Raw genomic sequence first — 13,715 nt, 5'->3', positions numbered from 1 at the left:
TTTATAGAAATATTCTCGGTTAACAATAAGTTAATAGAGTATTGTATTAAACTGTTTTCATCTTTTTATGGTAATTTAACTCTATGCAAATAAAATCGAAATTCCTTATTGCTGGAGCAATTATTGCCTTAATCGCCTTGACGAGCATGCAAGGGTATTTAACATTCAACACCTTTGATCTAAGAAAAAAAAGCTTTGCAGTTGACTCTAGAACCAAAATAGGCGACATAGTAAAAACCAAATATGTTGATTCATTATCGTGGCATTATCGTATGGATTTTGTAGATAAAATCCCTGATTATAAACGAAACCGAATTAGCAAAGAAGAACTCCTCGCAGATTTAAAGTTTTTTGCCAACGACAGGAACGACGAATTTACAGAATACTTCAATAAAGAAGCTGAGCGCTTGGGTTTAAACGAAAATATATTATTTAAAAAAGTAGCATCTTCAATTCAGCTTATTGATGAAAATGGTAACGTCGAAAACCTTCTTACAGAAGACAAAGATTCTCCAATATTTTTAATTGGTACTGATTTCCTACTTGAAGAAGGATTACTCATTAATGCTTGGAACTGGACGTTTGACAAAGGGTTTATAAATGACAATCATCAACTAGAGTCTGTAACAGTTAAATATAGAGCTAGTATTTACATGAAAATTGTAGATTGGGATAAAATCATTTTTAAACAACTCCTATTTCTTTTCTTAATTGCATTTTTACTGTTCCTTTTTGTAATATCTCTAGTAACATATTCTATTAGAAATTTATTTAAGCACAAGCGCATTTCTGATATTAAAACCGATTTCATCAATAATATTACTCACGAATTAAAAACACCGCTTTCTACTTTATCAATTGCTACCAAAACCTTAACCAATAGGTTTGCAAAAGACAATACAGATATTGCTAAAGAATCTATTGACACTATTAACAGACAAAATAAACGACTCCAAAATTTAATTGACCAGGTAGTAGATAACAGCTTAGGGTATAATGACATTAATTTAAATCTTGAACAGGTTAGTCTGCCAGATTTTATTAATGAAGTGTGCGATGACTTTGCATTAACATTACCTAGTAATATTCAATTTTTGAGAGATGTAGAAGCTAATGAAACCGAAGTTGAAATTGACAAGTTTTTTCTGGGAACAGCTATAATTAACATCTTAAATAATGCCATAAAATTTGATGGTACAGTACTTAAAGTAAAGTACAACATCACAAATAACTTACATACTATTGCAATTTCTGATAATGGTATAGGTATCTCCAAAAAAAATAAAAAACTTATCTTTGATAAATTCTATAGAGTGAGCGAAAAAAACATGCACACCTACAAAGGCTTAGGCTTAGGTCTTTACTATTGTAGTCAAATTGTTAAAGCTCACCATGGAATAATAGACGTTGAAAGCAAAGTAAAAGAAGGCTCAACATTCTATATAAAAATTCCCGTAGAAAATGGAAAAGAGAATTTTATTAGCTGATGATGATATTGATTTTGGCACTACCCTAAAACAATATTTGGAGCTAAATAAGTTTGAAGTTGTTTGGGCAAAAGATGGCTCTGAAGCTTTAGATTTATTTAAAATGCACTCTTTTGACATATGCATTATTGATGTAATGATGCCTAAGCTAGATGGCTTTAAACTCTCAAAAAAACTCAGTAAGAAAAACCCCGAAACACCTTTTTTATTTTTAACTGCTCGTAAAGCTAAAGAAGACCGAATAAAAGGTTTAAGCTTAGGTGCTGATGATTATATTTCAAAACCATTTGATGTTGAGGAACTCATTTTAAGAATAAACAACATCATTAAAAGAACTAACCAGCAACAAACCATTAGCTTAGAGACTGATAAAGAAGAGCCAATTGCTATTGGCAAGTATTTATTTGACAGCAAAAATCTTACATTAAGTATAAATGGTAAAAGCGCTAAGATTACTGAAAAGGAAGCGCAGCTTATTTATTTTTTATTCACTAACAAAAACAAACTTATCCCTAGAGATGATATACTAGCAAAGGTTTGGGGACAAAGCAATTTTTTTTCTGGGAGAAGTATGGATGTATTTATTACAAGGGTAAGAAAACACCTAAAAGAAGACCCTAATATTAGCATTAATAGCGTTAGAGGTGTTGGACTAGAGTTTGTAATTAAAGATTAAAAAAACAAAAGCCAGCAAACTAAATTACTGGCCTTTTCCATGAAAAAAACTACTTTTTAGTAAAAAGTATTACGTTTAATTTTTTATAAACTTTTTAATAGCTGTATTTCCGTTTGCATCTTTAAGATTTACAAAATACATTCCATTAGCAAGATTAGATACATCAATAGTTTGTGCACTTAACTGTTGGGACAAGATGTGGCTCCCATTAATACTATAAACATCAACTGTCTCAATAGTGTTACCATTTACATGTAATGTGTTTTTTACTGGGTTTGGATATATTTTAACTGAGCTGTTAAAATCATAATCGTTAGTACTTAAAGAAGGATTATCCTCATAAGTAAAATTATCTATGTATAAATTATCAAAAGTTGTTGCAGCGTTGTACTTAAACACAATATAGTTGTCAGATCCAGCATAACTATCAAAGGTCACAGTTTTCTCATCCCATGCATCATCAGTCATATCTGCATCTAAAAATGTTTGATATGTAGTATATGTTGAAGCATCAGTAGGATCAGTCATAGTACCAACCTCTAAACCTCCATTGTGATCGTCATAAACATGGAAACGAATTTGTTTGGTGCTATCAAAATCAGACAACATAGGAGTAATTAAAAAGATATCTGAAGTTTCATCATTACCACTATACATTCTCACACTAATAGAACCTTCTTGAGCTTGAAAAGTACTGTATCTCACGTATGGGCTTGTTGATGCAGGATTAATTAAACTAGACCAACATGGTTCTATTTCAGCATTGTTAGCATTACCCTCAAAACCGTTAGTGAAAGTCCCTGATTCTGGCACACATAATGTCGTAAAATAAACTGGTCCAACCCATGGGCTTGTGCCATTTGCATCACAATCAGCTCTTACATAAATTTCATAAGCAGTATTATCTGTAAGACTATTAAAATCGCTATTTGAAGTACTAGAAGAAGTTACAACACCTGATGCTGGCTCACCTGTTCCTGCAGGTTGCACAACATACTCCCAACTGTTTTGTCCTCCAAGAAAATTCCAACTAACCTCAACAGAAGCGTCTGTTACATTTTCAGCTACAACATTATACACTTCAGTACAAGCAGGTTGATCTGTAATTGTGACATCATCAATATAAAAAGCAATGCTTGCTCCAGTACCTGCTCCATGCTTAAGCACTACATACTCATCAGTGCTTGCTGGTAAATTCACAAAATATTGAAGAAAGCTACCTGAGAAACCACCTGTTGTTATTGGAAGTTCAGTTATTTCTTGAAAAGTGTTAGCATCCATAGGATCACTCATAGTACCAACTATTATATTAGCATCAGTATTCTCGCTATTCTTTTTAGCATAAAACTCTAGTCTATGCATACCATCATTAGCAGTAGTATGTTGAGGTAAAATAAGTAACACATTTGCACTAGCATCATTACCTGTATTCATTATAATTGCATTAGCTCCTGAGTTAGCATACGATGTAGAAGTATTTACCTCAACTAGAGGAGACCCAGAAGATGTAACATTTTTGTTCCAGCAAAAAGGAAAATCAGCATCTGAATATAAATCAAAGTCTTCAGTAAAATTAGTTGTAAATGGCGCGCAAGCGGTTCTTATATCGTAAGGTCCAAACCAAGTGCTATAACCAGAACCATCACTACCTGCTGCATCACAATTAGCTCTAACAAAAATTCTATAAGGACTATTTGGTATAATTGCTTGTCCATCAGAATCCAATGTAATATTATTTGTAAGGGAACTTGTTACTATTGGAGTTTCTAATGCTGGATTAAAGTTTAAACTAGTTTGAACAATTACCATTTCCCATTCCGTTTGCACTTGAATATCTGGAGTAATTTCTAAGTCAAAAGAAACATCGGTAATATTACTTGCCTCTACATCTAGCACCTCAAAACAAGAAGGCTGTGTAGTAACAACTATATTGTCTAAATAAACAATCTTATTAAACGAAGCGGTTGTTTCTGGTTTAAATGCTAAATGACTTGCTGATGCATTTAACGGCACATTTACATAGTAAAGTGAATAGTTATTAGTGTTTTCAGAAGAGTTAATTAACGCAAAACTGTTAAGTTCTACAAATGTATTTTCGTCATTAGGGTCAGACATTAAACCAACTTTTATAACAGTTTCATCTGAACCTACTGAGTTTACTTTAGCTGCAAATTCTATTCTATGCATACCATCGGCAATAGTTGTACTCTCAGGAGAAACTAAAAGCATAGTATCATCATTACTCATTTGAATTTCATAGTAATTATCAGGAGAGTATGATTGCGTAGAGCTAGTATTTACTTTAAATGTAGGCTCTGTTCCAGTTGAACTTGAAATTGTTGTCCAGCAATAAGGAGTTACAAGTTCATCTGGCATGCTTTCAAAATTTTCAGAAAAATCATCTACTATACCACAAGCAGTTCTAAAAAATATTGGACCAATCCAATCACTCACACCATCAGTATCACAATCTGATCTCACATAAAACTCATATTCAGTATTATTAATCAACCCTGGAACGTTTACCGAACTAGACGAAACACTAACAGGTGTAGCTGCGTCAGGATTACCAGTTCCTGGTGATTGCACAACATATTGCCACTCTAAAGCACTTGAGGTCCAGCTAACATTTACTGAAGTTTCATAAGTATCATCCAAACTAATAGCACTTGGAGGATAACATGTAATTGCGTTAAAATCTAATTCAATATTCGCTCTGTAGTAATCTAAAATTCCTGAAGGTGGTGACGCAGGATCAGGATTAGTAAAATTATTTCCATAATGCAACACTCTTCCACTAGCTTCTGAAAACCCTAAGTTGTGTGCAATAAAATCTTTAGAGTCATTATCATCTTGATTTTCGTCAACTACTATAACTAAGTTTGCTGTATTTGAGTAACTAAATGGTGTATCCAAAATTATAGACACCTCGTTATTATACACTGTAAATGTGCCTGCAAACACTTGTGTTAAGTTAGCTAAAGGAATCCAATCAGAATTAGAAGCAAAAGTATCATTAGCAGTTTCAGCCATATATACAACTATGTCATTTGAATTTTCTAAAACTCCATCAGTATAATATGTAATTTTTGAAATACTACCAGCTTGATTAATTTCTGACTGCAAATAAATACTCTGTGAGTAAGAATAATTATCGTCAGGATCAATTGGCAATTCTTGAAATGTACTTGTTGTAAGACCACCAAGCGTAACTTCATTAATTGATACCGTTTGTGCATTAGCAAAAAAGCTAAAGAACATAAGGGCAAGAAATAAGTAATTTTTTTTCATTGTATTAGTCTTTTAGTTTTAATTCTGAATTAACTTAGCTATCTTAAGACAACTCTAAGTTGAGTGTAAACTTATTCACTATTACTTATTTAACAAAGTAAACTAAGGTTAACGATAAGTTAACGGTACCTAAACACATTGAAAAAAAGTCTTTTTTTTTGACTTTTGTTACAAGACTAAAACAAATATGAATCATGACTAGAAAATTACTTTTACTCTTTGTTATTGCTTTTTCCCAAATTGTAAACGGACAAACTGATGAGCCTATTGGAGCTCCTGCTATACTTGCTTCAACATCTTATGTTTGTGAAAATGAAGAAACCGACAATTTTGTTGGGTTTACCAAATCTCCAGAATTTGCAACTTGTCCAGGTTATGATAATTGGGTTGACTCTTGGTATACATTTACACCAACTGAAACGCGTCAATATTCTATTGAAGTTGAAGCTTTAACAGGAAGCATTTTTGATGTTAGAATAGGTGTTTTTTCTGGAACTATAGGCAACTTAAATAGTATGACTGGTTGTGCTACAAGGTATTTTAGCGCTACTTTAACTATGGGTCAAACTTATTATATTAACACCAGAGGAGCGAGTGCATCTACACAATATAGATTATGCGTTTATCCTTTTCCTGATGCGCCATCAAACGACGAACCTGCAAACGCTGATGTGTTGTTAGAGTCTACTTTTGATGTTTGCGAAAATGCATCTGTTGGATACACAACTAATGCAACTTATACTAGTGAAGCTGAATGCAGCACTTCAAATCCTGATGTGTGGTACAGCTTTACACCAACTGAAACTGGAGAGTACACCTTTAGAGCAGACCTTGTAAATGGTTCTACTCCTTTATACATAGGAGTATATAGCGGAACTCCTGGATTCTTAAACCCTTTCCTTGAAGAACCAACATCTCCAACCTTACAGTGTCAAGATATTGTTTTAGCCGATTTAACTGCAGGAGAAACTTATTATGTAAGCGTAACATCATCAAATTCATCACAAGCTATTTATTTTGAATTGTGCGCATACAAGTCGCCTGATGCGCCATCGAACGATGATTGTTCAAACCCTATAGCACTAACAATTGGTCAGTCTTTTGAAGACAGTTACATAGTTGCTACCAATACATCTGCGTCAGTTAATCCGGGAAATTCTAATTTTCCTAACTGCGGAACCTTACCTGATTTTGGTATCTATGGAAAAGACGTATGGTTTTCGGTAGTGGTTCCTGCTTCAGGTAGCTTTACTATTGAAACTAGAGCAGAACCAACTGAAACTAATTTGAGTGACACTGCCATTGAAACTTATACTGGTTCTTGTGGAACAGAAACCTTAGAACCATTTCATTACAACCTACCTCCACCAAACACAGGAACTGCTTATTGCAGCAATCAATTTGTAATTGGAGGTAACGAATTTGCTGGTATGTTATTTACTAATAAAACTCCAGGAGAAACAGTAATAATAAGAGTTTGGGGTTGGGCTTATCAATTTGGTAAATTTAGAATTGCTGCCTACGATGCTACTTTAGGTGTTAACGAGTTTGACTTAAACAGTTTTAAATACTATCCAAACCCAACTAATAATGTATTGAATATAAAATACAACCAAAACATTAATAAAGTAACAGTAAACAGTATTATTGGAAAAGCTGTTTTAACTAAAGAAACCAATGCACAAGATGTAAGTGTAGATTTATCTAGTCTTGCTACTGGAATTTACATTGTAACCGTTAACTCTGGAGAAACTTCAACTAATTTTAAAGTTTTAAAAGAGTAGTATTAGATTAATAGCAACTTTAAAAAACACCTTTGTTTACAAAGGTGTTTTTTTATTTATGCAATATGGTTTGATTTTTGTACTTTTCATTTCGCAATGAAATGGATTAACTACATTTTTTTATTCTTTATATATTCAAGTTATGCTCAAGATAGTATACAGATAAAGCTTATAAATAGCTTAAAACTTGAAAAGGAAACGATTATTAGTATTGACGATTTTGAAACGCTTTACCATATTAAAAACAATACGTTTTATAAAACTTCAAATAATAAATCAATAAACTACAGCAATGTTCAATTAGGAAACATTACTTCTGCTAATGCTTTTAATCCATTAAAAATTAATCTGTTTTACAAGAGTTTTAATACTGTTATTATTCTTGATAATCGTTTAGCCGAAATTTTCAAAATAGATTTTAATATGATGCAACCCTATAAAAATGTATCACATATTACTACTGGTTTTGACAATTCGCTTTGGGTTTTTAATCAAGATTTACAACAACTTGAACTTTATGACTATAAAATGAACAAGGTTAAGGTAAGATCGCTTCCTGTACAATCTAATGTACTCGATCTAAAAAGCAACTACAACTATTGCTGGATGCTTACCGAAAAGTACTTGTACAAGTACAATTATTTAGGAAGTCTTATTTCTAAAATGGAGAATAAAGGCTTCACTGAAATGGCTTTAAACAATGAAAATGTGGTTTTAAAAACTGATAATCAACTCTACTTTTTAGCAAGTAATAGTCAAGATGTTGTACCAATTCAAAGGTCAAAATTGTTAATAAATCAGTTTTTATTGGCCAATGAAACCTTGTATATTTACGACAGCAAAATCCTAAGTAAATTCCAACTAAAAATTAAATAAACATGCATGTTGCAGTAGCAGGAAACATTGGTGCAGGTAAAACAACTCTCACCAAATTATTAGCCAAACATTTTAACTGGGAACCACAATTAGAAGACGTAGTAGACAATCCGTATTTAGATGATTTTTACAACCAGATGGAGCGTTGGAGTTTTAACCTGCAGGTTTATTTTTTAAATTCCAGATTTAGACAAGTATTACAAATTCGCCAAAGCGGAAAAGACATTATACAGGACAGAACCATTTATGAAGATGCTCATATTTTTGCACCTAACCTTCATGCTATGGGATTGATGACCAATAGAGATTTTGAGAACTATCGTTCACTTTTTGATTTAATGGAATCTCTTGTTCAAGGTCCTGATTTGTTAATTTACCTTAGAAGCACAATCCCAAACTTAGTATCACAAATTCATAAACGTGGACGCGATTATGAAAACTCAATTAGCATTGATTATTTAAGTAGATTAAATGAGCGCTACGAAGCATGGATACATGGTTATGACAAAGGAAAACTACTTATCATTGACGTAGACAACCTAGATTTTGTTGCTAACCCAGAAGACCTTGGTTTTATCATTAATAAAATAGATGCCGAAATAAACGGTTTATTTTAAAAAACAATAAAAGACAAACAAAAAAGCCACATCAAATTGATGTGGCTTTTTTTGTAGTATAACTTTTGAAAACTAGCTTTGTTTTTCAATTTCTTCAGTAACTGTTTTCTTAATTTTAACCTCAACGTCATCAACAGTCTTATCATTGTTCATAGCTTCTACTTTAGCTTCAACTTCTTCAAGAGTACCTTCAATAATTTTTTCTTCAGTAGTGGTTTCTCCATTAACAGTTGTTGTTTTAGTTAAAACAGCTACAGCAGTTCCTGTGGTTCCATCATCATTAATTTCAACAGTAATTTCTTTAGTAATATCATCGTTACCTGCTAAACCAGTTTCAGCAGTATGACCACCTAAAATTGGAGCAATAACCAATCCTACTAAACATGTTAGCTTAATTAAAATATTCATTGATGGCCCTGATGTATCTTTAAAAGGATCTCCAACAGTATCACCTGTTACAGCAGCTTTATGCGCATCACTTCCTTTATAAGTCATTTCACCATTAATTTCAACTCCAGCTTCAAACGATTTTTTAGCGTTATCCCAAGCTCCTCCAGCATTGTTTTGGAAGATTGCCCACATTACACCACTAACACATACTCCTGCCATATAACCTCCTAATGGTTCAGCTCCAAAAATTAAACCAATTAGTATAGGAGTAATAATGGTAATTAAACCTGGTAAAATCATTTCTTTTAATGCTGCTTGTGTAGAAATATCAACACACTTTGCATACTCAGGAGTTCCTGTTCCTTCCATAATTCCTGGAATTTCTTTAAACTGACGACGTACTTCATGTACCATTTCCATTGCAGCTTTTCCTACTGATTGCATTGCTAAAGCTGAGAAGATTACAGGAATCATTCCTCCAACAAATAACATTGCTAATACATCAGCTTTAAAAATGTTTATTCCATCAATTCCTGTAAACGTTACATAAGCAGCAAATAATGCTAATGCAGTTAATGCAGCAGAAGCAATAGCAAATCCTTTACCAACAGCTGCAGTTGTGTTTCCTACTGAGTCTAAAATATCTGTACGCTCACGCACTTCAGGATCTAGCTCGCTCATTTCAGCAACACCACCTGCGTTATCAGCAATTGGTCCAAAAGCATCAATAGCTAACTGCATAGCTGTAGTAGCCATCATAGCAGATGCTGCTAAAGCAACACCATAAAATCCTGCTAATTCATACGATCCATAAATTGCAGCTGCAAATAAAATTACTGATGCAAATGTAGATTTCATCCCTACAGCTAAACCAGCAATAATGTTTGTTGCTGCTCCTGTAGAACTGTTTTGTACTATATCTAAAACTGGTTTTTTACCTAATGATGTAAAATAAGCAGTAACTACCGAAATTAATGCTCCAACAGCTAGTCCTATACACGCTGACCAAAATACATTCATCGATGATACATCTACATAACCTTCACCAAAGAACTTCATGCTCATAGTTTCAGGTAACATATATTTAATTAGACCAAAACTAGCTGCTAAAGTTATAATGATAGCTACCCAGTTTCCTGTGTCTAATGCTTTTTGAACTTGAGCTTCTTTAGCGTTATTACCAGAAATTTTCACTAAAAACGTTCCTATAATTGAAGCTAAAATACCTACACCTGCAATAACAATTGGCAACAAGATTGGTCCCATATTATTAAAGTCGTCAGTAAAAGGTGTATTGACTGACATATCTTTAATTAAATAATTACCCAATACCATAGCTGCTAATACTGTTGCTACATAACTACCAAACAAATCGGCTCCCATACCAGCTACATCACCAACGTTATCTCCTACGTTGTCTGCAATAGTTGCTGGATTACGAGGATCATCTTCAGGAATACCAGCTTCTACTTTACCAACTAAATCTGCACCAACATCGGCAGCTTTAGTGTAAATTCCACCACCTACACGCGCAAATAGTGCAATAGATTCAGCACCTAATGAAAAACCTGCTAATGCCTCTAGAGCAATAGTCATTTCATCATAAAAAGAAGCTTCGCCAACAATAAACATTTTCATAAAAACAAAAAACAGTAAACTAAGTCCTAATACTGCTAAACCAGCAACACCTAGTCCCATTACTGTTCCACCACCAAACGACACTTTAAGCGCTTGGGGTAAGCTTGTTTTTGCAGCTTCGGCAGTACGTGCGTTGGCTTCGGTTGCAACTCGCATACCAATGTTTCCTGCAAGAGCTGAAAAAATAGCTCCTATAATAAAAGCTACTATTATAATCCAATGTGTAGTATCAACAAAGTAAGATATTGCTCCTAAAGCTACAGATGCAATAACAACAAATATTGCTAACAATCTGTATTCGGCATTTAAAAAGGCTAGTGCACCTTCTTTAATTGATTTTGAAATGCCTTGCATTCTTTCGTTTCCAGGTGCTTGTTTTTTAACCCAAGACATCTTTACGAACATGAACAGTAATCCTACAATTGCCAATATTATTGGCACAAAAATCATATTTGATTCCATATTTTATTAATTTGATTAGTTTGTATCTTAACAAATGTAACAAAATGGATTAATATTAAAAAGCCCTTACACTTCTGCAGCGTAAGGGCTCTAAATTGCTATGTTACAAGCTATTTTATATTGTAAAGTTACCGTTTGCTTTGTGCTCACTGCTTTCGTAGCGTTCCACACATTTGTTAAGGATTTCGTATGCCTCTTTAGCATTTCCCCAACCACCAACATCAACTTTCTTTTCTTCTAAGTCTTTGTAAACCTGAAAAAAGTGTTCAATTTCTTTAATTCTATGTGGGTTTAAATCTTCAATATCATTGTATTTATTCCAGATTGGGTCAGAAATTGGCACACATATTAATTTTTCATCTGGTCCTTTTTCATCTGTCATGTGAAACACACCTATTGGTTTTACTTCCATAACACACATTGGAAATGTTGGCTCTGTTCCTAATACTAAAACGTCTAGAGGATCTTGATCTAAAGCTAAAGTTTCAGGAATAAACCCATAATCTCCAGGATACATCATTGATGAAAACAACATACGATCAAACCTAATTTTTTTTAGTTCAAAATCGTATTCGTATTTATTTCTACTTCCTTTAGGGATTTCTATTAGTACATCAAAGGTCAATTTTCCTGCTGCTGTCATATTTTTATATTTGTTTTTCGGGCTGCAAATATAATGTAATGTTTGAGTTATGGCAATTAATTACCCTTGACTTTATCAAAAAAATAACCGTAATTTAACAGTGGATATGAATTATTAGATTAATCCATATTTTTATTATTGTCAACAATACTTTTAAATAAATAAGGTGATATAAAAATGGAGTTTAAAGACTTATCTATCGATTCTGAATCAAATAGGTTTGATGAGCATTTGAATACAGAAGAAAACTCGAGAATTATTTTCTCTGGAATTTTTGGAATAGGCAAAACCTATTTTTTAAAAAAGTACTTCTCGTCAAAATCAGATGATTATGTAGTTGTAAAATTAAATCCAATTAATTATTCAGTATCATCTAATGAAGATATTTTTGAGCTAATAAAATTTGATATAGGCTTTGAGCTATTCTCTAAAAATCCAGATTTCGAAAAAATTGACTTTGATTTAAAAAGTGTCTCGGAAAACTATCTACTTGAAAACTATGATAGTATTATAAATGAATTAATTGAGCATTTACCTAAACTAGATCATTCTATCGAATCAATTTTTAAACCTATTCTAAATTTATATAAGGAGATTCAAAAACATCGAAAAGAACTTAAAATTGATGACAGAAAAGAATTACACGACTTTCTAAAAACATTTGCAAAAAAGGAAGGAACTTACAGGGAAGAAAATTCTATAACTGAATTACTAGGAAAATTAATTGACTCAATAAAATTAAATAATGAAGACAAAAAAATTATTTTATTGATTGATGATTTAGACAGAATTGATCCTGAACACATATTCAGAATAATGAATGTTTTTTCTGCACATTTTGATCATTATAATTTCGATGGAGAAAACAAATTTGGGTTTGACAAAATAGTATTAGTCTGCGATGTAGATAACTTAAGAAGTATTTTCCATAGTAAGTATGGAATGAATATCGATTTTTCTGGGTATATAGACAAATTCTATTCTCATGAAGTTTTTCATTATAATTTCTCGAATGTAATTGCAGAAAATCTAGATAAGTTTTTAAACAGTTTAGATTTAAGCAAAACGAATTTAACACCAAGAACTTTCTCAGGTAGTTACGAAGGCACTGAACTCGAATTCATTTTATCTCATCTTGTAAAATCAAATTGCTTAAGTATGAGAACATTACTTAATTATTTAAAATCTGAATTAACAGTTCCAAACTATGGTATTAAAACTAACTCAATTGAATTCGGTCATGTATATTCTCATGCCTCTCCAATTATAGTTATCCTTCATATCCTTGAGAACATTTTCGGTGGAAAACAAAATTTTAATAAAGCTTTAGAAAAATTAATTGCATTTAAGCCTTCTATACAATTAGGTAATTATTACGGTTATTACGATAAAAGAGTTGGTAATCTTGTGATGTTAGCAGATGTACTACATTCAAATCTGTCAATTTCAAATGAAGTTTATCTTTACGAAAATCTAGAATTAGATATTAAAGTAACTTACCAAATCCATCAAGGATTTAACTATACTGGAGTATCCGGTAAAGCAATTATAGTAGCAAATTTTCATGATAATTTAAGCGATAAATCTTATGAACAAAAAGCAATGATTCTAAAACAAAAAATACCTTATTTTCAGCTGTTAAAATTAGCTTATAACAATATGAATTATATCACTAAATTAAATGAGTAAAAGTACTATAGCCAATAACGAGCATAGTGTATTACTAGCTTAGTAATAGAAGGAAACATTCGTACAAACTAGTATACTTAAATAATCTGAAAATTACAAGCCAAAGCCTTGTTGTTTTCCTTTAGCGGATTCTTCGCTGCAAGCGACTCATCAGAAGTTAAA

Annotated in this window: 9 protein-coding genes; 6 read left to right on the top strand and 3 right to left on the bottom strand. The window is 32.4% G+C overall.

The annotated features are described in order from the left end of the window. Nucleotides 1-83 precede the first annotated feature (83 nt). Complete coding sequence (locus DMZ43_RS13590) at nt 84-1,487, top strand: sensor histidine kinase KdpD (protein WP_131508888.1); 1,404 nt, start codon at nt 84-86, stop codon at nt 1,485-1,487. Beyond that, complete coding sequence (locus DMZ43_RS13585) at nt 1,462-2,163, top strand: response regulator transcription factor (RefSeq protein ID WP_131508887.1); 702 nt, start codon at nt 1,462-1,464, stop codon at nt 2,161-2,163. The genes DMZ43_RS13590 and DMZ43_RS13585 overlap by 26 nt, the downstream gene beginning before the upstream one ends. A gap of 75 nt (nt 2,164-2,238) precedes the next feature. Here DMZ43_RS13585 and DMZ43_RS13580 read toward each other — a convergent pair whose 3' ends face one another. Then, nucleotides 2,239-5,454, bottom strand: coding sequence for a T9SS-dependent choice-of-anchor J family protein (locus tag DMZ43_RS13580; RefSeq protein ID WP_131508886.1), 3,216 nt, complete (start codon nt 5,452-5,454; stop codon nt 2,239-2,241). Between the two features lie 194 nt (nt 5,455-5,648). Between DMZ43_RS13580 and DMZ43_RS13575 the strand changes: the two genes are divergently transcribed. The 3 genes from DMZ43_RS13575 to DMZ43_RS13565 all read left to right on the top strand — a co-directional run bounded on the left by DMZ43_RS13575 (nt 5,649) and on the right by DMZ43_RS13565 (nt 8,731). Further along, nucleotides 5,649-7,238 (top strand): T9SS type A sorting domain-containing protein, encoded by a 1,590-nt coding sequence (locus tag DMZ43_RS13575; protein ID WP_131508885.1) that lies wholly within the window; start codon nt 5,649-5,651, stop codon nt 7,236-7,238. Between the two features lie 96 nt (nt 7,239-7,334). Further along, on the top strand, nt 7,335-8,114 hold the full coding sequence (locus tag DMZ43_RS13570) for a hypothetical protein (protein ID WP_131508884.1): 780 nt from the start codon (nt 7,335-7,337) through the stop codon (nt 8,112-8,114). A gap of 2 nt (nt 8,115-8,116) precedes the next feature. Next, a complete protein-coding gene (locus DMZ43_RS13565; RefSeq protein WP_129761130.1) occupies nt 8,117-8,731 on the top strand; it encodes a deoxynucleoside kinase in 615 nt (204 codons plus the stop codon). Between the two features lie 72 nt (nt 8,732-8,803). Here DMZ43_RS13565 and DMZ43_RS13560 read toward each other — a convergent pair whose 3' ends face one another. Both DMZ43_RS13560 and DMZ43_RS13555 read right to left on the bottom strand, forming a co-directional pair. Then, on the bottom strand, nt 8,804-11,221 hold the full coding sequence (locus DMZ43_RS13560; protein ID WP_131508883.1) for a sodium-translocating pyrophosphatase: 2,418 nt from the start codon (nt 11,219-11,221) through the stop codon (nt 8,804-8,806). Between the two features lie 115 nt (nt 11,222-11,336). After that, nucleotides 11,337-11,864, bottom strand: coding sequence for an inorganic diphosphatase (locus DMZ43_RS13555; protein WP_129761132.1), 528 nt, complete (start codon nt 11,862-11,864; stop codon nt 11,337-11,339). Nucleotides 11,865-12,041: 177 nt separating this feature from the next. On the opposite strand from DMZ43_RS13555, the gene DMZ43_RS13550 reads away from it, so the two are divergent. Next, nucleotides 12,042-13,553 (top strand): P-loop NTPase fold protein, encoded by a 1,512-nt coding sequence (locus DMZ43_RS13550; protein ID WP_131508882.1) that lies wholly within the window; start codon nt 12,042-12,044, stop codon nt 13,551-13,553. Nucleotides 13,554-13,715 lie beyond the last annotated feature (162 nt).

Source organism: Meridianimaribacter sp. CL38 (assembly GCF_004328055.1).
GTDB lineage: Bacteria > Bacteroidota > Bacteroidia > Flavobacteriales > Flavobacteriaceae > Gaetbulibacter_B > Gaetbulibacter_B jejuensis.
This window is presented reverse-complemented; position numbering and strand designations above follow the sequence as displayed.